Origin of the sequence: Sphingopyxis sp. BSNA05 (assembly GCF_013265645.1) — a bacterium.
GTDB lineage: Bacteria > Pseudomonadota > Alphaproteobacteria > Sphingomonadales > Sphingomonadaceae > Parasphingorhabdus.
This window is the reverse complement of sequence record NZ_PYIA01000105.1, coordinates 47,802-69,428: the sequence shown is the minus strand read 5'-3', so window position 1 is coordinate 69,428 and position 21,627 is coordinate 47,802. Positions and strand designations below refer to the sequence as shown.

General features: G+C 56.7%; 23 protein-coding genes, 1 tRNA gene and 4 pseudogenes. 16 read left to right on the top strand and 12 right to left on the bottom strand.

Translation table 11 applies throughout. The features are described from left to right. Window positions 1-142 precede the first annotated feature (142 nt). A pseudogene (locus C8024_RS13280) lies at window positions 143-864 on the bottom strand (excinuclease ABC subunit A); the annotation flags it as partial. A gap of 176 nt (window positions 865-1,040) precedes the next feature. Here C8024_RS13280 and C8024_RS13275 point away from each other — a divergent pair. Together C8024_RS13275 and C8024_RS13270 are read left to right on the top strand one after the other, a co-directional pair. Further along, entirely contained in the window at window positions 1,041-1,391 is a 351-nt protein-coding gene (locus C8024_RS13275; RefSeq protein WP_100093879.1) for a hypothetical protein, read from the top strand. Next, complete coding sequence (locus C8024_RS13270) at window positions 1,388-2,503, top strand: hypothetical protein (RefSeq protein WP_173205994.1); 1,116 nt, start codon at window positions 1,388-1,390, stop codon at window positions 2,501-2,503. The genes C8024_RS13275 and C8024_RS13270 overlap by 4 nt, the downstream gene beginning before the upstream one ends. A gap of 241 nt (window positions 2,504-2,744) precedes the next feature. On the opposite strand, the gene C8024_RS13265 is transcribed toward C8024_RS13270, so the two are convergent. Both C8024_RS13265 and gmk read right to left on the bottom strand, forming a co-directional pair. Then, a complete protein-coding gene (locus C8024_RS13265; protein WP_173205990.1) occupies window positions 2,745-4,547 on the bottom strand; it encodes a hypothetical protein in 1,803 nt (600 codons plus the stop codon). 452 nt (window positions 4,548-4,999) lie between these two features. Then, window positions 5,000-5,668, bottom strand: coding sequence for a guanylate kinase (gene gmk, locus C8024_RS13260; RefSeq protein ID WP_173206004.1), 669 nt, complete (start codon window positions 5,666-5,668; stop codon window positions 5,000-5,002). Window positions 5,669-5,785: 117 nt separating this feature from the next. On the opposite strand from gmk, the gene C8024_RS13255 reads away from it, so the two are divergent. Continuing rightward, the gene (locus C8024_RS13255; RefSeq protein WP_173205987.1) at window positions 5,786-6,964 is read left to right on the top strand and encodes an AI-2E family transporter; all 1,179 of its coding nucleotides are present in this window, start codon (window positions 5,786-5,788) and stop codon (window positions 6,962-6,964) included. On the opposite strand, the gene C8024_RS13250 is transcribed toward C8024_RS13255, so the two are convergent. After that, window positions 6,900-8,180 (bottom strand): MFS transporter, encoded by a 1,281-nt coding sequence (locus C8024_RS13250; protein WP_173205984.1) that lies wholly within the window; start codon window positions 8,178-8,180, stop codon window positions 6,900-6,902. The genes C8024_RS13255 and C8024_RS13250 overlap by 65 nt on opposite strands. A gap of 544 nt (window positions 8,181-8,724) precedes the next feature. Between C8024_RS13250 and C8024_RS13245 the strand changes: the two genes are divergently transcribed. Continuing rightward, window positions 8,725-8,985 carry a hypothetical protein gene (locus C8024_RS13245; protein WP_173205981.1) on the top strand — a complete coding sequence of 87 codons (261 nt, stop codon included), beginning with the start codon at window positions 8,725-8,727 and terminating at the stop codon, window positions 8,983-8,985. 104 nt (window positions 8,986-9,089) lie between these two features. Here C8024_RS13245 and C8024_RS13240 read toward each other — a convergent pair whose 3' ends face one another. The 3 genes and pseudogenes from C8024_RS13240 to C8024_RS13230 all read right to left on the bottom strand — a co-directional run bounded on the left by C8024_RS13240 (window position 9,090) and on the right by C8024_RS13230 (window position 11,273). Further along, window positions 9,090-9,380, bottom strand: a complete 291-nt coding sequence (locus C8024_RS13240) for a hypothetical protein (protein ID WP_173205978.1) — start codon at window positions 9,378-9,380, stop codon at window positions 9,090-9,092. Window positions 9,381-9,398: 18 nt separating this feature from the next. Further along, window positions 9,399-10,792, bottom strand: a pseudogene (fumC, locus tag C8024_RS13235) (class II fumarate hydratase). Beyond that, window positions 10,789-11,273: pseudogene (locus tag C8024_RS13230) on the bottom strand (SspB family protein). The pseudogenes fumC and C8024_RS13230 overlap by 4 nt, the downstream one beginning before the upstream one ends. Before the next feature lie 114 nt (window positions 11,274-11,387). Here C8024_RS13230 and hisB point away from each other — a divergent pair. The 12 genes and pseudogenes from hisB to C8024_RS13180 all read left to right on the top strand — a co-directional run bounded on the left by hisB (window position 11,388) and on the right by C8024_RS13180 (window position 17,706). Then, a complete protein-coding gene (gene hisB / locus C8024_RS13225; protein WP_173205975.1) occupies window positions 11,388-11,981 on the top strand; it encodes an imidazoleglycerol-phosphate dehydratase HisB in 594 nt (197 codons plus the stop codon). 165 nt (window positions 11,982-12,146) lie between these two features. Next, window positions 12,147-12,767 (top strand): imidazole glycerol phosphate synthase subunit HisH, encoded by a 621-nt coding sequence (gene hisH, locus C8024_RS13220; RefSeq protein ID WP_173205971.1) that lies wholly within the window; start codon window positions 12,147-12,149, stop codon window positions 12,765-12,767. A 94-nt stretch (window positions 12,768-12,861) separates the two neighbouring features. Beyond that, window positions 12,862-13,586 (top strand): annotated as a pseudogene (hisA, locus tag C8024_RS13215) (1-(5-phosphoribosyl)-5-[(5-phosphoribosylamino)methylideneamino]imidazole-4-carboxamide isomerase). A gap of 117 nt (window positions 13,587-13,703) precedes the next feature. Beyond that, entirely contained in the window at window positions 13,704-14,465 is a 762-nt protein-coding gene (gene hisF, locus C8024_RS13210; RefSeq protein ID WP_173205968.1) for an imidazole glycerol phosphate synthase subunit HisF, read from the top strand. Window positions 14,466-14,660: 195 nt separating this feature from the next. Then, complete coding sequence (locus C8024_RS13205; RefSeq protein WP_164089112.1) at window positions 14,661-14,966, top strand: PEP-CTERM sorting domain-containing protein; 306 nt, start codon at window positions 14,661-14,663, stop codon at window positions 14,964-14,966. A gap of 135 nt (window positions 14,967-15,101) precedes the next feature. Further along, on the top strand, window positions 15,102-15,422 hold the full coding sequence (locus C8024_RS13200) for a phosphoribosyl-ATP diphosphatase (protein WP_173205965.1): 321 nt from the start codon (window positions 15,102-15,104) through the stop codon (window positions 15,420-15,422). Continuing rightward, a complete protein-coding gene (locus tag C8024_RS13195; RefSeq protein WP_100093895.1) occupies window positions 15,422-15,802 on the top strand; it encodes a histidine triad nucleotide-binding protein in 381 nt (126 codons plus the stop codon). Before C8024_RS13200 ends, C8024_RS13195 begins: the two co-directional genes overlap by 1 nt. 52 nt (window positions 15,803-15,854) lie before the next feature. Further along, entirely contained in the window at window positions 15,855-16,025 is a 171-nt protein-coding gene (locus tag C8024_RS21885; RefSeq protein WP_254305905.1) for a hypothetical protein, read from the top strand. Beyond that, window positions 16,019-17,011 carry a sodium-dependent transporter gene (locus C8024_RS13190; protein WP_254305904.1) on the top strand — a complete coding sequence of 331 codons (993 nt, stop codon included), beginning with the start codon at window positions 16,019-16,021 and terminating at the stop codon, window positions 17,009-17,011. Before C8024_RS21885 ends, C8024_RS13190 begins: the two co-directional genes overlap by 7 nt. 59 nt (window positions 17,012-17,070) lie before the next feature. Beyond that, complete coding sequence (locus C8024_RS21880; RefSeq protein ID WP_254305903.1) at window positions 17,071-17,322, top strand: hypothetical protein; 252 nt, start codon at window positions 17,071-17,073, stop codon at window positions 17,320-17,322. 3 nt (window positions 17,323-17,325) lie between these two features. Further along, the gene (locus tag C8024_RS13185; protein ID WP_100093897.1) at window positions 17,326-17,529 is read left to right on the top strand and encodes a DNA gyrase inhibitor YacG; all 204 of its coding nucleotides are present in this window, start codon (window positions 17,326-17,328) and stop codon (window positions 17,527-17,529) included. Between the two features lie 101 nt (window positions 17,530-17,630). Continuing rightward, window positions 17,631-17,706 (top strand) — tRNA-Phe (locus C8024_RS13180). Between the two features lie 207 nt (window positions 17,707-17,913). On the opposite strand, the gene C8024_RS13175 is transcribed toward C8024_RS13180, so the two are convergent. From C8024_RS13175 to C8024_RS13155, 5 genes are all read right to left on the bottom strand, one after another. Then, entirely contained in the window at window positions 17,914-18,525 is a 612-nt protein-coding gene (locus C8024_RS13175) for a hypothetical protein (protein ID WP_173205962.1), read from the bottom strand. Beyond that, a complete protein-coding gene (locus C8024_RS13170; protein WP_254305911.1) occupies window positions 18,489-19,445 on the bottom strand; it encodes a recombinase family protein in 957 nt (318 codons plus the stop codon). Before C8024_RS13170 ends, C8024_RS13175 begins: the two co-directional genes overlap by 37 nt. A 75-nt stretch (window positions 19,446-19,520) precedes the next feature. Beyond that, on the bottom strand, window positions 19,521-19,979 hold the full coding sequence (locus C8024_RS13165) for a DUF2924 domain-containing protein (protein WP_254305902.1): 459 nt from the start codon (window positions 19,977-19,979) through the stop codon (window positions 19,521-19,523). Next, the gene (locus tag C8024_RS13160; protein WP_173205956.1) at window positions 19,976-20,260 is read right to left on the bottom strand and encodes a DUF3489 domain-containing protein; all 285 of its coding nucleotides are present in this window, start codon (window positions 20,258-20,260) and stop codon (window positions 19,976-19,978) included. The genes C8024_RS13165 and C8024_RS13160 overlap by 4 nt, the downstream gene beginning before the upstream one ends. Window positions 20,261-20,693: 433 nt before the next feature. Further along, window positions 20,694-21,614, bottom strand: a complete 921-nt coding sequence (locus C8024_RS13155) for a flavin reductase family protein (protein WP_173205952.1) — start codon at window positions 21,612-21,614, stop codon at window positions 20,694-20,696. Window positions 21,615-21,627 lie beyond the last annotated feature (13 nt).

Below are 21,627 nucleotides of genomic sequence, written 5' to 3'. Positions count from 1 at the left end.
AAGTCGCGCTGGCTTCGGCGACGCCGGGTCCTTCGACAGGCTCAGGACGAACGGGTTTTGTTGCCGCACTATCGTCTTCACCCGCCGTTCGTGCTGAGCCTGTCGAAGCACGATTGGCAAGCGCCAAAGCCTCCTCAACCGTACCATCCGCAAGATCAACAAAAGCCAGCCCGTCCGCCAGCCGCAACGCGGTCTCGAAACTGTCGGCCAGCCTCTGTTCCATGCCTTCGCGCACCACAAGACGGTCAACCACAACCTCGATGTCATGCTTGTATTTCTTGTCGAGCTTGGGCGTTTCCTCGATATCGTAGAATTCGCCATCGACGCGGACGCGGGTGAAACCGGCCTTCTGCCACTCGAGCAGTTCCTTGCGATATTCGCCCTTGCGGCCACGGACCACCGGCGCGAGCAGGAAGAAGCGGGTTTTCTCGGGCAAAGTCATCACCCGGTCGACCATCTGGGATACGGTCTGCGCGGTGATCGGCAGGCCCGTCGCCGGCGAATAAGGCACGCCGGCGCGGGCCCAGAGCAGGCGCATATAATCGTATATCTCGGTCACTGTCGCGACGGTCGAGCGCGGATTGCGCGAAGTAGTTTTCTGCTCGATCGAGATCGCGGGCGAGAGGCCCTCAATATGCTCGACATCGGGCTTCTGCATCATCTCGAGAAACTGCCGCGCATATGCGCTGAGGCTCTCGACATAGCGCCGCTGCCCCTCGGCATAGATGGTATCGAACGCAAGGCTCGATTTGCCGCTGCCGGACAGGCCGGTGATCACGATCAGCTTTTCGCGCGGAAGCTCGATATCCACGCCCTTGAGATTATGCTCGCGGGCGCTTTTACTTTGATGTGGGTCAGACTCATGAGCGTGCTTTGCAGAAGATGCCGGAGAGAGTCCAGCGGGCCAAAAGAACAGGGTGGTCCGCGTTATATGTTCAATGTTTGTTCTGTTTTCAAGGGGGGAGTTTTGGGGGAGCGTGACGGGGGTCACGCGATGCCGTCCTCAATTTGTTTCAAGAAACAATCGAAGGAGCCTTTTTATGAACAACATTGAGATTCTGGTCGAACCAAAGAGCAAAAGTCATGTTGGATGGTTCGTGCATCTATTTTCCTGGAACAAACAGCGACGGGATTTAATTGCGCACCGCTTGAAATTGAAATCTCGAACAGGTGGTAAGTTCACTCTGTCGAGTGAAGCCAAGTTGCCAAATGGCACCTATGGCTTGCGACTTCACGTTATCGAGTCAGGCAACAAAGCATCGATTACGGTCGTGGAAAAGCCGCCAATATCCTATCCGATGGGAGCGGCTTGGCCAATGACAGTCGAAGTGCCTGCACAATTCACTCAGGATAGCGACACTTGGTTCTTTGAGCATGGAGATGAAGCATGAGATTCGTCAATATTTTCAACACAGTCTCTGTTTTGCTCGCCACAGTTCCGATGATTTCGATCAGCCAAGATGCTGATGCTCAAACTCTTCGTGGCCCATACGCGGTTGAGGAAGGGCCACCCGCACCAAGTGATAGATTTGATACAATTACAAGAGGAGTTTCGACTTCCATCGACATTTCCGAGAAAGAAGCAAAAGCCAGTGCTTCAATCGGAGGGGTGCTAACAGCTGATCGTGACACAGGTGGTAGCAATCAAAAACAGGATGCTTTCTTCTGGAAGTTGGGTTTGGATGCACCGGTCGGCGGAACAACTGATTTGTTGGATCCGAAGCTCGATGTATTGGATAATCAAGTTTCGTTAACCGGCAGTTTAACCTGGAAAAGATTTTCCAGTTCGCTTTCTGATCTTACTGATTCGCGATTTCAGGCTTATGTTCGAGCAGCGATTGAAGCATGTGAAGAACAGAAGAAAAAAGACTGTGGAGCACATCAGCGTGTACCTGCCTCAGTGTTCGTGCAAGATCATCTACCAGAGGTGCACCGGCGATTGTCTTCTGCGATTTATGACCCGTTTTATGCAGTCAGCGTTAAAGGAAGTGTTGGCGTCAAAGAATTTGATTACATTCTGCCCGGTGCCTTTACGGATGAAGATGACACCAAAATTTCATATTCATTGGCCATCGCAGGCGTTATTTATCCATCAGACACGGTGAGTGCATGGAAGCTGGAAGCTGAATACGGCAACGCATTTGAAGCCGCTGAAGAAGGAATTGTCTGTCGAACGGTCGTAACCGATCCAGCGGAGGACTGCAAAAGCGCCGCACCGTCGGGACCTACTTCAAAGGAGACACTTGTCGTTCGTGCTGAGTATCGAAGGTTTTTCATGCTGTCAGATGTTAACAAAGGCATCGGGATCGCGCTAACAGGCAGTGTAGATTTTCTGTCTGGCGATTTCGGGTTGGAATTTCCTATCTTCTACAAAGTGGGTTCAAAGTCTCCAGTATTGCCCGGGATAAAACTTGGGTACACCAAAGACGCCAGTAAACCAAATAACAAGGATGAAGATTTTACCGTGGCCTTTTTTATAAAGACGAGCTTCAATCTAAATTGACTCGGATTATTTGGGTCAGTGATTGCTTCGTACCCGCCCAAAAGCCGCCCGATAACGCGCAAAAAACCAACCATCTCCGGCGACCTTTTACTTTTCATATCGCAAAAAAACTTCCGGTTCCAGCCCTTCGCCGTGCCAAGATGGATCATCGCGTAGACATAGGCCAGCAACCCCGCCGAAAACGCGAACGCCGCGTCCATACCCGCCGCTGCCCATACGACTGCCGCCACCAACGGATAAGCTAGCACCGGAAAGCTGATCGCCTTGCGATAGTTGAAAATCCCTTTGCTTTCTCTTGTCGGCAGCCCGAATTTTCCGACCAGTGTCGAGGTGAAGGGCAGGCGGTTGTGTATGATCGCTGCCGGGATCTTGATCCACCAGGCACGGGCGCCAGCAGGATAGTGGCGAGCGCCAACAGCTCGAAAAACGGGTAGCGGATGACCAGCAACGCCAGCACCTTATAGTCGTGATATTGTTTCGAAGTATGCTCGATCAGTTTGTCCACGCCATCGACTGCGTATCGGCCCTTTTCGCGAAAGCGGAAAACATTATTGGGGAACATATAATAGCGCATCAGGCCCTTCTTCCCGGGCATGTCGGCGCGGGCCGGGCGAATGTCGAGCAGCTTGGCGACCTCGTCGGTGAAGGTCCCGTACCAGACCAGATGGTCGGTCTTTTTCTCCGGCCGGTTGGTATAATAAGTCGCGTTATAGTCGGCGATGCGCTGGTCGATATTGGTCCTGATACTGTCGCGAAAGTCCGGATCGGCGATCATCCGGTGAACCAGCAGGCACTGCATTTCGGTGATATTATTGAGGCCGCCGGTAAAGGGGCGAGTGAAACCTATGGTGTAGATGTTCCGGAGCCCGGGTGACGTCACGCCCATGAACTGTTCGCGCGGCTTGTAGGCAAAGACTTCCACTCCGCTTTCGCCATGCGCCCGGATTTCCGGAACTGCGGGTATTTCCTGATCGCCGTCGATGAGCATATCGAAGCTTGCGCTTTCGCCGTCTTCGCTCAGCGTCATCGCCTCATGATCGATGGTTGTGGCCGCCTTGTCCCACAGTTTCACATGGCCATGCTCCAGAAAGAAGGGCAGATCGTTGATCAGATAGCCATCGGCGATCTTCTGTTCCAGCGTCTCCTCGCAATAGAGCTTGTAGACATCGATCGGCCAATATTTGATCGCGATATGGCCGTTTTCGACCGGCGCCTTCGCCTTGAAGAAATGGCGGATGTCCTTGTGCGGCCGAATGCTCTTGGGGTGGCGCACGCCAAGGCTGTTGCGGTCGAACAACTGGGCAAAGCGGTGATGGATCAGGCCGTGAATATAGCCGCCGTCGATGAAGGCGCGGTAGCTCCACTTGCTGATTTCGGAGAAATTGTGGCATTCCAGCTGGTCGAGCGGGACGAAACGCGGCCCGTCGTCGAAGGGCGAAAAGGTCGCGAACATCTTGTCGAGAATGATGAAGCCGTTGCTGACCAGATGCACTTTCGCGCCATAAGCGACCAGCTTGGCGATCAGCAGATTCGAACTGTCTCCGGTGGAGGTGACCGCCACGCTCTTGCCGGCAAAGCTTTCGTCAACCGTGATCTGCTTCAGATTGGCGTTCATCTTCCGCCGGAAAGCGGTTGCGACGACGACATGTTTGGCGCGGAACTGCTCGCCGCTTTCCAGATGCACGATGCTATGGTCGGCATGATTGTCGATGCGGTCGACGAGACCGTGGTGGATGCGGTCGGCATAGCGCGCGGCATATTTCTTGTGGATCGCGTAGAATTCGCGGGCGGTGGGAAAGCCGTCGCTGAAATCCTCTCCCTGTTCCCTGAGCATCTCGACCAACTCGAACGAATAGACGCTGCTCTGCAGCGAACTCACCAGATCGAAATCCAGCGCGTCGGCGGCTTCCAGCTGCTGCCAGATCGGCATCATCGGGGACACCATGAGCCAGCCGATACCGCTCGCATCCAGTTCGCGGATAAGCGGCATGGTCGAAAAACCACCGCCAACGATCAGGACGTCAATTTCCCGCAACTCTGTCATATTGCCCCCGTCAGCGATCCGCCATTGTCGCTTTGGTAACCGCTTGGCGGTGGAAAACCAACGGTCTTTTGCGAGCAAATATCCGGGGGCGGTATCGGCCGGACCGGACAAGTGCACAGAATGCAACAGAATCGCCTTTTCATCGACTGGCAATTGCCGTTGGTCGAACGGAAAACGGGGTAGCACAGCAATATGGTATCCGGCCCGTAGCTGGGTGAAGGTCCTGAATAGCAAGATAAGCTATCGGGTCGCATCTGAGCTCAATCGGGGGGATGGTGTCAGGATGCGGATCAGCAAATGCGCGTCCGGGATATATTGCCTACCGCATGGGCAAGCTCCTATTCCCGGCCGAGCAGGCCTTGCGTCCGCCCCCTATTGGGCGCGGCCATTGTGACGCTCCTGATGCCATCCTCTTTGATTAAGCCGGGGCAGAACTAGCCCCGAACGGCCGATCACTCGGCCATCAGATCGCGGACAAAGCCGATCAGGCCGGTTTGCCGCGCCCGGCGCATGCGTTCGGTAGCGAGAATCTGCTTCACCTTGGTAAAACAGGCGTCGAGATCATCGTTGATCAGGACATAGTCATAGCCGTCCCAATGGCTGATCTCGCTGGCCGCGCGCTGCATCCGGCTTTCGATGATCTCCGGGGCGTCGGTGTTGCGGCTTTCCAGACGGTTGCGCAATTCCCCGAGCGAGGGTGGTAGAATGAAGACCCGTACCACATCCTGACCGGCGCGCTGATAGAGCTGCTGTGTGCCCTGCCAGTCGATGTCGAACAGGACATCCTGTCCGGCTTCCAGACTCTGGTTCACCGGTACCGATGGCGTCCCGTAGCGGTTGCCGAAGACCGTGGCATATTCCAGGAAACTCTGGTTCGCGACCATTTCCTCGAACTGGTCGCCGCTGACGAAATAATAATCCTTGCCATGTTCCTCACCGGGCCGTTTCGGCCGGGTCGTCACGGATACCGACATGGCGATTTCGTCGTCGGCTTCCAGCAGCATCTTCGCCAGCGTCGATTTGCCAGCGCCCGAAGGCGATGACAGCACGAAGAGCAGCCCTCTGCGGTTCAGCTCGCGGTGATCATTGTCGATATTCTGGGAAGCAATATTGTCGGCCATAGCGGCTATTGGCCGATAGGGGCGCATCGCGTCAAGATGCTTGTCCGCTAGTTTAATATCTGCCGGCAGCGCAATCATCCTGATGACAGTCCCGCAGATTACGGCTATCGCAACATCATGATTCAGGGACGTATCAGCACCATATTCTATGCGATCGGTATCACGATCATGATTGGCTGGCTGTTTTACGTGGGTCAGGACATCATCCTGCCGATCGTGACCGCGATCATCCTGCTCCAGATTCTCTACGCCGCCAGCGCCACCGTTGCCCGGATACCCGGCCTCGGCCAGACGCCCCTGTGGCTCCGCGCCACGCTCGCCCTGATCGCTGTACTGGCCATGCTGTTCGCGATGACCCGGATGCTGGTCGCCAGCCTGCAGAATCTGGTGCCCTCGCTGCCGGTCTATCAGCGCAATCTGGAAAATCTGTTCGCCGCGTGGTTCCCGATGCCGGCGGACGAGAGCATCGGACGCCCCGAGGTGTCCGAACTGATGGCATCGCCCTCGGCGATCTTCGATCGGGGCACCGAAGCGGTCGCCAAGGCGATCAGCGAATTTGCGACGCGATTCTTTACCGAGATCGATATCGCCGCGCTGGCCCAGTCGGTCCTGTCCTCGCTGACCAGCTTCGGCGGATTTGTCTTCATCACAATATTATACGCCTCCTTCCTGCTCAGCGAGATTACCGGATTTCCCGAAAAGGTACGGCGGGCCTTCGGTTCGGATAGCGATTCCACCGACACGCTGAACATGATCACCCGGATCAACCATGATATCGGCAGCTATCTGGCGACCAAGACGCTGATCAATATCATCCTCGGCGTCGTCTGCTGGGTGATATTGCTGATATTGGGCGTGGAATATGCCGCATTGTGGGCGATCATCATCGGATTGCTCAACTATATTCCCTATATCGGCTCTTTCGTCGGCGTGGCTTTTCCGGCGCTCTTCGCCGTGGCCCAGTTCGGCACGCTGACCGTTCCCCTGATCGCCACCGGCCTGATGACCACGGCCCAGGTGATTATCGGCAATGTCGTCGAGCCGAAGATGCTTAGCAAATCGGTCAATCTCAGCCCGATGGTGGTGCTGGTTTCGTTGGCGATCTGGAGCAGTCTATGGGGCATTCCCGGCGCCATCCTGGCGGTGCCGTTCACGACGATATTGATGATCGTGCTGGCGCGCGGCCCGGCACCCGCCCGATTGCAGCGCTGCTCTCGAGCGATGGAAATATCTAGACGGGCGTCGCCGGTGGCTTCAGACAAAAGGCGGCGAGCATTCCGGCGGCGAGCAGGATGATCGCCCCGGCAAAGGCGAAGTCGTAGCTGCCGGTCGCCTCGAACACGAAGCCGGCTCCCGCGGGCGCGGCGGCGGCGAAGGGCAGAACCACAGGAGCGAACAGGGAATTGATGATGGGAAAGGCGCGCTCGCCGAAATAATTGCCGATTGCTGCAGGGAGCAACACCAGCAGACTGCCATAGCCGGCGCCGAACAGCATCCCCATAAGCGACAACAGCCATATCTCCTGCCCCTGCCAGAATCCGGCCAATGCTAATGCCATCAGGGCGATGGATCCGAATATCGTCCAGCGCAGTTCGAACTGGTCGCCGAGCCAGCCGGCCGGGATTCGCGCCAGCCCGCTGCCCAGAATCAGAAGCCCGAATATGCCGGCCGCTTCGAGCCCCTTCAGGCCATTGTCTGTCAGATGCAGAACGCCATGGTTGAGCAGGGCGAAAAAGGTGCCCAGATAGCCGACCGAAATCACCATCATCAGATAGAGAGTCGGTTTGCGGATGATCTCCCGCATCGTCCAGGCATGGTCGGTGCGATAGGTTTTCGCGCGCGTATGATGAGCCTGTTCCTCGCTGACCGCGCGTGCGGGATCGATATTGTCAGGGAATTGACCGATATCGCTAGGGCGATTGATGATGAACCGGGTCGCGACCAGCGCAATGACGACCATCGCGGCGGCAATGGTCCAGGCGGCCCGCCAGCTGTCAAACCGTTCCATCATCTCGGCCAGCGCCGGCTGCGCCATCGCGCCGCCGAGCGCGCCGCCGGTCATGACTATGCCGATTGTCGTCGATCGCTTGATGCTGAACCAGCTGATCATGGCGGTCTGCGCGCAGATCGGGCCGGTCAGACCGAAAGACAGCCCCATGACCACGCCCCAGACCAGGATCCAGTGCCATAATTCGGTGACGCCGAAGACCAGCAGCAGAAGACCGGCCAGCATCACCAGCAGTCCGGTGGTAACGGTCCTGCGGACACCCGAGCGGCTCAGCAAATAGCCGGTCAGAGGGTAAGACAAGCCAAGCGTTATCAGCGCAACCGACTGGGCAATGGAGGCGGAGCCGCGGTTCCAGTTCATGGTCTCGACCATCACCGGGAAGACCACCGAATAGGCGAAATAGACGAAGCCGGATGCGGCGAACTGGATGAAGAAGAACAGCCCGACATTGGTCCAGCCATAGAATTTGCGGGGGGAATGCCTCGTTTGCGCGGTGGTTGCCAATATGCTCTCCTGTGCCGCTTCATATTGGCGGTTCTCACGCAGCTTACAGCAATGTCAGTTGCAATCAATATTGCAATTGGTGGGGATGGAATCTGCTCGCTGTATTTTGGGCAGTCGGCGAATGTCGGCTGGCATTGCGATAATGGTTGCCGCTACTCCTCCATCAAGGGGCCAAGTCCAAAGTTAGTCAAAGTTAGGGCCAAGGGCGCGCTATTTTGCGTGATGTTGGATAGATTGTTGCCGATGTAGGAAATTTTGTTTCGGGCGGTCTGATGGTTGAAGATATGCAGGAGAAAATCGGACAGAGATTGATAGTCTAAAAACATAGCCCTAAATCCAAAGTTCGGGGATTGTTGCAACTGTCACGGTAATTGGACGTCAAAACGAGGCCGACAGGAAAAAGGCAGTAAATAGCTATGTCAAAAATTTCCGTACTAGATGGTGGGCGCTGGTGATACCGCTTTGCTCTTCATGTGCTGTGGAGTCAGATATCTCAAATACTTGGGCAAAAGGAAAGATCATAGCTCATCCGCATAAACAGGTGATGATTGAGATATTTGGCGAGAACAAGTCTTTTAATTTGGTTAGAAATAATGAGGAGATGGAAGAATGTAGAGAAAATTCAAATGATCCATATGCTAAGAACGTAATTCTCGGAGGTGACATAATCGTTGATCAGGGCGAAGGAATTACCGGTGAATTTCAAGGGAAAATTGACTATACAAAAATACTTTCGTACTCACGTGCGCTAGGAATTTGGATGGTTGGCAAATTCCCTGATAGGACTGTGATCACAGTTTGCTAGGGTTAGGACCTATTAAAGGGATTCCCAGCGCGGTATTTTGTGGTTCAATGTCGGCCTCGAAGGAGGTGCAGTCATCCAATTACGGTGACAGTTTACTGAATACACTAATTTGCCAACGATGAAGCGCTATTCTTAAGCTTCCGTTCCTCCGGAACCGGCTTGCCCTCAATATCAATCACCGCCTCGGATGCGGGCAGGGCTTCCGCCTCTTTCTTGTCATCATAGAGCTTTTTCGCGATCAGCGCCCCGCCGACCAGCAGCGCGCCAGGGACGGACCGGGTGGCCAGACGGGCCGCGAGCATGCCGAGGCCGAAGTTGCGCAAACCGTGGCCTTTGGTGTGCTTGCGGGCTTCGTATCCCACTGCGGTGGTGAATATATTTCTGATGAGCGACATGTTGTTCTTGTTCCCGGATCAGGAATGATTTCCGACCATATTCTCAGGCCTTACATGGGTATCGTAGGTTTCTGCGTCAACCAGACCAAGCTCCAAAGCAGATGCGCGCAGGGTCTGGCCAGTCTTGTGGGCATATTTGGCGATCGCCGCTGCCTTGTCATAGCCGATCACCGGGGCGAGGGCTGTGACGAGCATCAGGCTATTATCGACCAGCTCCTTGATCCGCGCTTCATTGGCCTCCAGACCTTCCACGCAGCGTTCGGAAAAGCTCGACATACCGATAGAAATAATCTCGATCGAGCGCAGGACATTGGCGGCTATCAAGGGCTTGAATACATTGAGCTCCAGATGGCCCTGCAGGCCGCCGACGGTCACCGCCTGATTATTGCCGATGACTTGCGCGGCGACCATGGTCAGCATCTCGCACTGGGTCGGATTGACCTTGCCCGGCATGATCGAGCTGCCAGGTTCATTGGCCGGCAGGTCAAGCTCGCCAAGGCCGGAACGTGGCCCGGAGCCGAGCAGGCGGATATCATTGGCAATCTTGGTCAGCGAGACCGCCAGCGTATTGAGCGCGCCAGACAGTTCGACCATCGTGTCATGCGCCGCCAGCTCGGCGAACTTGTTAGGGGCGGAGGTGAATTTCAGCCCGGTGATCTTGGAAATTTCATTGGCGATATGATCGCCGAAATTTTCCGGTGCATTGAGGCCGGTTCCGACCGCTGTTCCGCCTTGTGCCAGTTGCAGCAAGCGGGGCAGGACGCTTTCGATCCGGTCGCGGGCGGCGACCAGTTGCGCGGCATAGCCGGAAAATTCCTGTCCGAGGGTCAGCGGCGTAGCGTCCTGCAAATGGGTGCGGCCGATCTTGACGATCGATTTCCATTTTGCGCCTTTTCCGCCAACGCGTCGTGCAATTGTTCCAATGCCGGGAACAGCTCGACTTCCAGCGCCCGTGCGGCTGCCACATGCATGGCGGTGGGAAAACTGTCATTGGACGATTGCCCGCGATTGACATGGTCATTGGGATGGACCGGATATTTGCCGCCTCGGGTACCGTAGATCGCTTCGTTGGCGACGCCGGCGATCACTTCGTTGACGTTCATGTTCGACTGGGTGCCGGAGCCGGTCTGCCAGATGGTGAGCGGAAACTGGTTGTCATATTCGCCGGTGCGTACGGCATTGGCCGCTTTTTCAATCGCAGCGGCGATTTCCGGTTCCAGGCCATGGATGCCGTTCACCCGCGCGGCTGCCTGTTTGACCGCGGCCAGCGCATGGATCAGCCGGATCGGCATGCGTTCCTGTCGGGGGAAAGGGAAATTTTCGATGCTGCGCTGTGTCTGGGCGCCCCAATAGGCATCGGCTGGCACTTCAATTTCGCCGAGAGAGTCGGTTTCGGTGCGCGTCCCGCTCACTTTTTCTTGCCGAAGTCCACCGTCACCACGTTGGAGCCGTCATCAACGGTTTCGACCGCTTCCGTCTCGCCGTCATTTTCTGCGGGGTCGTGGCTGTTGATATCGCCTTCGACCTCGTCGACGTGAAACTGCAGGGCAAAATCCACCGCCGGATCGACGAAGGAGGTGATTGCCGCGAACGGGATATGCAGCATCGAACTGATCTGGTTGAAGCTCAGGCCGACTTCGAACCGGTCCTCGTCGACCTTCAGGTCCCAATAGCGGTTCTGGATAACGATCGTCATTTCGTCCGGGAATCGGGCAATCAGATGATCGGGAATATCCACGCCGGGCGCGCGGGTCTGAAAGTGATGTAGAAATGATGCTCGCCGGGCAGGCCGTCTCTGACAACTTCTCCCAGCACCCGGCCGACCACCGCGCGCAGGGCTTCCTGGACGATTTCGTCGTAAGGAATCAGGCTATCGGGTGCATCGTCGCTCATTTGCACTAGGTGGCGCGAAGCGAGCATCGGGTCAAGAGCGTAAAATGAATTTCGCGTTGACCAAAGGCCCCGAAATTCTTGCCTGATTTGGCCAAGCCATTATAGGCCTGTTGCATGAGAACAGCGACAATCGAACGAAATACCAAGGAAACCGAGATTTTTGTCGAGTTGAACCTCGACGGAACCGGTCAATATGACGTGTCTACCGGCATCGGTTTTCTCGATCATATGATCGAACAATTTTCGCGTCATTCGTTGATCGACCTGAAATTGCGGATCAAGGGCGATCTCCACGTCGATCAGCACCACACCACCGAGGACAGCGCCATTGCGGTCGGTCAGGCAATCCATCAGGCGCTTGGCGACAAGGCGGGCATCGTGCGGTACGGTAGCGCCTATTCGCCAATGGACGAGACGTTGAGCCGGGTCGCGCTGGATATTTCCGGCCGGCCCTATTTCGTCTGGAATGCCGGTTTCACGCAAGAACGGCTCGGCGAGATGGACACCGAACTGTTCAAACACTGGTTCCACAGTGTCGCCGATGCGGCGGGTATCACGCTGCATGTCGAGCTGCTCTATGGCGAGAATAACCACCATATCGCGGAAAGCATGTTCAAGGGCTTTGCCCGGGCGATGCGCCAGGCGGTCGAACGCGACCCGCGCAAGGGCGACGCGATTCCCTCCACCAAGGGGCAATTGGGTGGCTGAGTTGTGCTTCCCGCGCCAGCGGGCTTTTCTTCACGATTTTGTCACGCGAAGCCGCGAAGTCGCGAAGATTATCCGCAAACCGCACCTTCTTTGCGCCTTTGCGGCTTTGCGTGAAAACGATCGAGGGCTTTCTAGTGTGAGCGCCTTCGGCGGTTGATGGGCGCTATGTCTGAAACCATCGCTCTCATAGATTTTGGCGCGGGTAATCTGCACAGCGTGCACAATGCGCTGATGGCCGCCGGTGCCGGCAATGTCTCTGTCACCTCCGACCCAGAATTGGTGGCGCGTGCGGACCGGATCATATTGCCCGGTGTCGGCGCTTTTGGTGCCTGTCGCGATGCGTTGATGGCGATCGACGGCATGGTGGCCGCGCTGGAGCAGCGGGTTCGCACAGAAGGAAGGCCGTTCCTCGGCATCTGTGTCGGGATGCAGATGCTGGCCGACAAGGGCATAGAATTTGGCGAGCATGAAGGCCTCGGCTGGATCGGCGGCACGGTGAAGGCGATCGAACCGACTGATGATACGATAAAGATTCCACATATGGGCTGGAATGATGTGACCCCGACCGAGGGGCATGATCTACTCGAGCCCGGCGAAGCTTATTATTTGCACGGCTATCATTTTGACGCCGCGAACGAGGCGGATATACTGGCTCAGACCAGCCACGGCGTACCTTTGGTATCGGCGGTCGGCCGCGACAATATCGTCGGTGTGCAATTTCACCCCGAGAAAAGCCAGGCCTATGGACTGGCCTTTCTCAACCGTTTTCTGGAGTGGAAACCATGACTAAGCTGAACGCCGTTCGTCCTGAGCCTGTCGAAGGACCTTTTTCCTCAGATCGCCATGGTTCGACAAGCTCACCACGAACGGAATTTTCGAAATGATCGTATTTCCCGCAATTGATCTCAAATCCGGCGAAGTCGTTCGCCTCGCAGAAGGCGATATGGATCGTGCCACGGTCTATGGCGACAATCCGGCGGAACAAGCAGGCCTGTTTGCCGCTGCCGGCGCCGAACATATCCATGTCGTCGATCTTGATGGCGCCTTTGCCGGCTCTCCGAAAAATGCCGAAGCGGTAGAGGCCATTGTCGCCAGCTTCCCGGGCTATGTGCAATTGGGTGGCGGCATTCGCAATCGCGAGACGGTTGAACGCTGGTTCGGACTGGGCGTGGCGCGGCTGGTGATCGGAACCGCAGCGCTCAAGGACCCGGATTTTGTCAAGGATATGGCGAAGGAATATGAAGGCGGTATCGTTGTCGCTGTGGACGCCCGCGACGGCATGGTTGCAACCGAGGGCTGGGCCGATGTGTCGGACGTCAGCGTGCGGGATCTGGCGCGGCGTTTGAGGATGCAGGCGTCGCCTCGATCCTGTTCACCGATGTCGGGCGTGACGGGATGCTGACCGGCTGCAATATCGAGGCGACCGTCGATCTGGCGCGCGGCGTCGATATTCCCGTGATCGCCAGCGGCGGGGTCAAGGGTCTCGACGATATCCATATGCTGAGTCAGTTTGCCAAGGACGGCATCGAGGGCGTGATCACCGGCCGGGCGCTCTATGACGGACGGCTGGATCTCGCGACCGCGATTGCGATGGCCAATCGATGACGTTATCGGCAGAAAATATTGTGCTCCGGCCTCCGAGCCGGAGCTCTGGCGTCTGCAGCGCTTGGCCTTCAGGGCTCCGCATCAAGTGCGGAGCACCGCGACCATTAGGTATGCAAGATGACCGTCCGTATCCGCGTCATCCCCTGTCTCGATGTCGCCAATGGCCGGGTGGTCAAGGGCGTCAACTTCGTCGACCTGCAGGATGCCGGTGATCCTGTCGAGCAGGCGCAGGCCTATGATGCGGCTGGCGCTGATGAACTCTGCTTCCTCGATATTACCGCATCACATGAAAATCGCGATACGATCATAGATGTCGTCCGGCGCACGGCAGAAGTCTGCTTCATGCCGGTCACCGTCGGCGGCGGCGTGCGTACGGCTGATGATGCGCGGGCACTGCTGATGGCCGGCGCTGACAAGGTCGCGGTGAACAGCGCCGCGGTGTCCCGGCCCGAAGTGGTCAGCGATATCGCCACCCGTTTCGGCAGCCAGTGCATGGTTGCCTCGATCGACGCACGCAAAGTGGCTGAAGGACGCTGGGAAATATTCACCCATGGCGGTCGCACCCCGACCGGTATTGATGCGCTGGAACATGCCATCCGCATGGCCGAACTGGGGGCAGGGGAGTTGCTGGTCACCTCGATGGACCGCGACGGCACCCGCGACGGCTATGATCTGGAACTGACCCGCACTCTTGCCGACGCCGTATCAATACCGGTTGTCGCCAGTGGCGGAGTCGGCAATCTCGACCATCTGGTCGAAGGCGTGACCAAAGGCCATGCCAATGCCGTGCTCGCGGCCTCGATATTCCATTTTGGCCAATATAGTATCGCCCAAGCGCATGCAGCGCTGCGGGCCGCGAAACTGCCTGCCCGCGCCTGATTCCGCCGCCAGCAGCCAGAATTGGGGCATCCGAATGTGGCCGGCGATATTTGATGTCGGTTTTTCTTACATTTTTCCTTCTCGCCAATTTCCGTTAACCAGTCTGTCCCACCAAAAACGCGACTTTTGAAGATTTGGCAGGAATATTGCTTAACCATATTGATCGGCTTTCGGGCCCGGCTATGGGAAATGAGCGTGACGCTTTTGAAAAATGCAATATTGGTCGGCGCGGCGGCATTGGCGGTTGCCCCCGGCGTTCCCGCGGAAGGGGCGGGGCATCCGGACGATCACGAGACTGTGCGGTACCAGCTGGACTCCGGATGGGGCTCAACCGGCTATGCCAAGAGCTCCGCAACGCTGAAAGCGCCTGCAGGAAAATCTGCCGTGATCCGCGGCAGGACCCAGGTTCCCGAGCCGTCCAATCTGCTGATGCTCGGGCTAGGGCTCGCCGGCCTGATCGGCGGCCGTATGGTTGCCCGGCGGAGCAGGAAAGCGCGATAGCACGCCCCACAGCGGTGGCTCGATAGCGGTAGCACCGGTCACCGGCGGGGATATAGCGGTGCTTTTGGCGCGGACGGGCAAACTTCTGCCGCAAGGGCTTGACGAACAGGCGATCGGTCGCGCAAACCGCCAGCGATGACCGATATTCTCAAATCTCTCGAACATACGATCCTGGAGCGACGCGCTGCCGACCCGGACAAAAGCTATGTCGCCAGGCTGCGAGCCAGGGGCCGCGCCAAAATGGCTGAGAAACTCGGCGAGGAAGCCACAGAAGCGGTGATTGCTGCTGTTCTGGATGACCGGACGGGGATGACCGGAGAGGCCGCCGATCTGTTGTTTCACCTGATGGTGCTGCTCGCCGACATGAACCTGTCGCTGGACGATGTGATCGCCGAACTGGCGCGCCGCGAAGGCCTGTCCGGCCTGGAGGAAAAAGCCGCAAGAGGAGCAAGCTGATGGCGATCGACCCGACCCAGCCTTATGATGACGACAATATTTTTGCGAAAATCCTGCGCGGCGAGATTCCCAACAAGACGGTCTATGAGGACGAGTGGGTGCTCGCCTTTCACGATATCAATCCGCAGGCACCCGAGCATATTCTTGTGATCCCGAAAGGGCGTTATGTCAGCTGGGATGATTTTTCGGCAAAGGCCAGCGAAGCCGAAATCGCCGGATTCATCCGCGGCGTTGGCCATGTGGCGCGCGAAGCCGGTATGGTCGAACCCGGCTATCGTCTGCTCGCCAATGTCGGGAAGCACGGCCATCAGGAAGTGCCGCATCTCCATGTCCATATTTTTGCCGGAAAACCGCTTGGCCCGATGCTGATGCGCAGCTAGTAACAAAAGCAACAAGGCCGCAACCGGCGCGAATTAACGGGGAGAAACATAGATGGCAGGCGCAACAGCACCGGGAGGCGACGGCTGGTCCTCGCGAACAGCATTCATTTTGGCGGCCATCGGCTCGGCCGTCGGACTGGGCAATCTGGTCCGCTTTCCTGCTGAAGCCGGGGCCAATGGCGGCGGTGCCTTTGTCATATTCTATATTTTTGCGTATTGCTGATCGGATTGCCGATCCTGTTGTCGGAGACTCTTATCGGCCGTCACGGGCAGGGCTCCGCCATCGAGAGCATGAAGCGGGTCGCCATCGAATCGCGCGCCTCGCGCTGGTGGTCGATCGGCGCCGGCATCGGCATGGTCGGCGCATTTCTCATTCTCACTTATTATAGCGTGCTGGCGGGATGGATTGTCCATTTCATCGGCGTGTTCGTCGGCGATTTCGCCCATGCCGTCGGCTCGGGAAATCTGGCACAGGGCGCCCTGTCCGAATCAACGGTAGACGAAATTCAGGGCATCCTGCCGGCGCTGCAGGCAAACAGCGGCGAGATGCTGGCGATGCACGCGATTTTCATGGCTCTCACCATATTTGCTGTCGGCCGTGGCGTCAGCAGCGGGATCGAGAAGGTCGCTGTCTGGCTGATGCCGATCTTCTTCCTCCTGCTGGTCGCGATTACCATCTACGGCGCCTTCACCGGGTCGTTCGGCGCAGCGCTCGCTTTCCTGTTTGATTTCGAACCGGCCCGCTTGCTCGACCCGTCGGTCCAGCTTTCGGCGTTGGGACAGGCCCTGTTCTCGCTGTCTCTGGGGTCCGCGCTGATGATCACTTATGGTGCCTATGCCGCGCGTGATATCAACCTCGCCAAGACATCGGCGCAGATCGCGACCGCAGACACTTCCGTCGCGATTGTCGCGGGCCTTGCGATTTTCCCTATCACTTTTGCAGCGCTCGCACCGGCGTCTTTGACCGCCATTCTTGACGGTCAGGAACAGGTGCAGGGAGGGCTCGGCTTGCTGTTCGTCAACCTGCCCGTTGCATTCCAGACAATGCCTGCTGGGTCTCTGATTGGACTGCTGTTCTTCATCATGGTCTTTTTGCAGCGCTCACCAGTTCGGTCGCGCTGCTGGAGGCTTCGGTCAGCTGGGCGATCGGCCGTTTCAACAAGCCGCGCTGGCTGGTCACCATCGTCCTCGGCGGTCTCGCTTTCCTGATCGGGGCCTGGGCAAGCTTCTCGTTCAACAGCCAGGCGGATTTCCAGCCGTTCGACTTCATGATCTTCTCCGGGCAACCGGTTTTCGGGATTATCGACGAGCTGACCGCGAAAATATTGCTGCCCGCATCGGCTTTGCTGGTTTCGATTTTTATCGGCTGGATAGCGGACCGGAGATTGATCGATCAGGAAAACGGGCTGGACGGAAATCTGCACCGCATCTGGCTTTTCCTGGTGCGCTGGCTTTGCCCGCTGGTCATAACCGCGATCCTGGTCTCCGGTCTGTTCCCCGGAATTCTGGGCCAAGGATAGCAGATGGCCGGTACGAAAACTCCGAAATGCCCGGTTTGCGGCAATGCCGCCGTGGAAAAATGGATGCCGTTCTGTAGCGCCGGCTGCAAGGATCGCGATCTGCTGCAATGGCTGGGCGATGGCTATAAAATCCCCGGACAGGCGGTTTCACCGGATGAACTCGCCGAACATTTAACCGGGGATTCCGGCCGAAACGGAGAGGAGTGAACAGGCGCAAAAGAACCGCCATTTTTAGGCTGGACAAGCGGCAATAGCCCCGCCTATAGCGTCGCTTCCTAACGTGGCCAGCGCATCGCGCAGGCCCAGATGCCCGAGTAGCTCAGTTGGTAGAGCAAGCGACTGAAAATCGCTGTGTCGGTGGTTCGAATCCGCCCTCGGGCACCACCTTTTCCTTAATTTTCAACGTCTCGTAGCACCGCCACCGTGTGCACATTTAATGCCCAGTTGTTAGAGGGTTAGCTCACGTCGTATGGGAGCTCCGGTGACCGGAGACCATTTGGCAGCGGCGATAGTGGGTCGCAATGCCCATTTATCTCCATGGCCCAAAACGCTGGCACCAGATGCACTATTGGAATTGGGAGGTTTTGAGCTTCAGTTGAAGCCGAGCAGCTTCCGCTGTGCCGCCCAGCAGAGCGGAACGCTGCCAATCCGTAGGATCTTGCGACCAGTCAGATCAACCGGCTGCGTGCCGTCTATAATCGCGGTGATAATGTCAGGGGCAAGATAGCTGAGCCGGGTAAGCTGCTGGAGGTGACGCGAGCTATATTCTGCGATCATCGCTGAGGGTTTGCCTGAGAGCATTAGGTCTTGGGCTGCAAACGCATGAGCGATCAAGCGCAGAAGCACTGGATCGGGGTCGCGTTTGGGCGGGCCGTGGTCAGGTGCGATAGCTAGTTTCAAGTCGCGGCCCTTGCTCACCAGCTTTGCCTTCACGGATATTGAGGAGGGCTCATCCAGATCTGATGGTTTTAAACTTATTATTATATCAGCTTCGTCCACCTTCACACTGGTCTGTCTGCTTAGCAACATTCTGCGCTGTTCACTGACAGACATGTCGGGCAGAGCGTTCGCAATGTTTCGGCCTTTATTAAGTTGATCGGACAGCTGTGCAGCAGTTTCATTCCCGTTGGCGCCGATAATGCCTAGTTGCTTTGCAACTGCATCAATCACCAGCCGTTCAATTTCTCCGGCGGCATGCGCCATTTGGTTGATTGATCTCCTGGCAGGGTACGGGTGACATAATAGCGAAACCGCTTTGATCCCTTGGCTGCATGGGTAGGTGTCATCGGTTTGCCATCGGGATCGGTGATAATGCCAGTTAGCAGACTTGGGTTGCGGCTTTTCTTGCCCTGTGCATTGGAGTTGCGATTGGTCTTAAAGGTGGACTGGACAAGATCAAACAGCTCCTGAGCGATGATGGATTCGTGGGCTCCAGCGTAGATATTTTCCTTATGTCTCACCTTGCCAACATAGACCGGGTTCTGAAGGAGATGGGTAAGGGTTCCGGTTTTGAAGGTATCTCCGCCCACAACTCTCCCGGTTTTCCAGACACGCTTTCTGGTTTTAATACCCTTCGCCGCCAGCTCTTCGACCAGCTGAGGCACCGATTTAACTTCTGTGTAGCGCTCAAACATCGAGCGCACTATTTGCGCTTCAGATTGGTTGATCACCAACTGGCGTTCCAAAACATCATATCCGAACGGAACACCGCCGCCCATCCACATGCCTTTCTTCTTGGAAGCCGCAACTTTGTCGCGGATGCGCTCGCCGGTAACTTCGCGCTCGAACTGGGCAAATGAGAGCAGGACGTTCAGCGTCAGCCGTCCCATGCTGGTCGTTGTATTGAACGATTGGGTGACACTAACGAAGCTGGCTTCATTATCGTCCAGTATCTCGACGATCTTGGCGAAGTCGGCGAGGGATCGTGTCAGCCGGTCAACCTTGTAGACGACGATAACATCGACTTTCCCAGCTTTTACATCATCCAGCAGCTGGGTGATGGCAGGACGGTTCATGCTCCCGCCCGACCAGCCGCCATCATCATAGAGTTCGGAAACCGCCTCCCAGCCTTCGCTGGCCTGACTGAGGATATACGCAGCACAGGCTTCGCGCTGGGCATCCAGACTGTTAAAATCCTGCTCCAGCCCGTCCTCGGTCGATTTGCGGGTGTAAATCGCGCAGCGCAGTTTTTGGGTTTGTCAGACATTAGCCGAGGCCTTGGATTTGTATCCGCTCCGCTTCTTCAATCCGAAGAAGCGCGGACCGGACCAGTGGGCACCGGTTATCTCCCGGGCGATATGGCTGAGGCTGTCATAGTGGCGTCCTTCAAACTCGAATCCTTCATCGTATACGAGGACATGATAGCTGTTGCCGTTCCATGATCGGACCAGCCTAGTGCCAGTCTTCAGCGAGATGGCGTGCATGTGCCCCGCCTTGCCGGTCCGCTCGACGCGCTTGCGGAGCCGTTCAATTTCTCGCTTGGTGCGGCCCGTCAGACTGCCGTGAACGCGTTCCTGCAGCCGATTGGCGATTCCGCGGCGCAGCAGGTCTGGTCCGATTTCGGGAGCAGGGGATCGATATGTATCTCGCCACAAAGACCGCAACTGGGCAGGGGGCATTGCCATCAACTCGGCGAGTTGCTGCTCTAGCATCGTCATGACATGGCCTGCTGCGGTTTCTGATCGGGCGTCTCGGCAACACGGTAGACCGTTCCTTCATCGCCGCGCTGTTCGCGGATGATGACGAGGCCCTTTTTGCGCAGACCTGTAAGGAATGCGCGGGTGCTGTGCTTTTGCCATTTGGTGGCGTTGCATATCTCTTCAATGCTCGCGCCTTTGCCTCGGTTTAGCAGCGCGATAACCATGCTAGATTTGGATTTGGATTTTGTCGTTGGCATATCGGGTCTCCAGCTTGACGCTGGAGATTCCAGCGCTTCCACAGATCCAAGCCGCGGGTCGCTCTTAAGCTCGGGCGGCGTGTCGCAATCATGGTCGGCGACACCAACAGCAATGCTCGAACGAACAGCAAAGTCCAGTCGTGTATTTCAAAATACTCGAATGCTGCAATTGGACTTCTCGGCGAGTGCGAGAATCGGTTGCGACATGGCAGATAGCCAAGACTAATGCAAAAACCGATCCTCGTAGTCCTCGGGGGACTGAGCGCCTATAGTCCCTATACCATGGAACAGAGAAAACTCTCTACAGATCAGGGAAGGCTGCGAGCAAAAAGGCGAAACATATTCTCCATCAGCTAATGTCATAAGTCCTTTGTGACGGGCTTTATTTTTCTCATCAAACAAGCAACTATCCCATCCAATATCGAGCTCCGTCAGCACGTAGGCGATTAAAAAAGGTCAAATTCGAGATCAGAACTTAGAGGGTTTCTCGCCAAGAAATGGGTACGTCTTTTCCAGACAAGTCGATAATCAGGCGCAACATCTGTTTGGTATCAGCAATTTCTCCGGTGGTGAGATGATCGGCAAGCGTGTCTTCAAAAGATTTGCCATAGGCCAGAGTCTCGACAAACTGCTCGCGCCCTTTGACCGACAATTGGAAGCCGGCCTCGTCTTCGATGATCAGATCTTTGTCAATCATCTGTTGCACGGCATCGGCAGAAGGGGCGTGGCCGGTATGGGCCAGTCGCTTTTCCACCTCGATTACCGCCAGCGGCGCTTCCATGCTGAGCAGGGCCATAGTGAGATATTCGGTCATGCTCGAGCCGCGGGCCTGCAGCATGTCCCGGATTGGCTTCGACGTCTGATAGTGAGCGCGGGTGATCAGATAAAAGAAAAATCCGTCGCTGAAACTTCCCGCTTCCACATTCACGGTTTCGACCTCTGCTCGACCCGGTCGCTGTCGTCGTTCGGCATAACTGCCGCCGTGGAACAGCAGAGGTGACTCGTTTCGCGCTTCGAAATCCATCACCTCTCCGACGATGATCACGTGATCGCCGCCTTCATAGATATTGCGCGTCAGGCACTGGAAGAGCGCGGCATGTTCGCCAAGCACCGGCGATCCATGAAGACCGTCGCGCCAGTCAAGATCTCCAAACTTGTCCTGGCCCGAACGGGCAAAACGGTTCGACAGATTTTCCTGCGTTGCTGCCAGCACATGGACCGCAAAATGGCCGCTGCTGGAAAAGGCTTCAAAGGAATGGCTTTTCTTCGCGAGCGACCACAGAACCAGCGGCGGATCGGTGCTGACCGAATTGAAGCTGCTGGCGGTCACTCCGATCGGCTCGCCTGCTGCATCTTTAGTCGTCGCGATCGTGACCCCCGTCGCAAAGCTACTCAAGGCATGGCGGAAG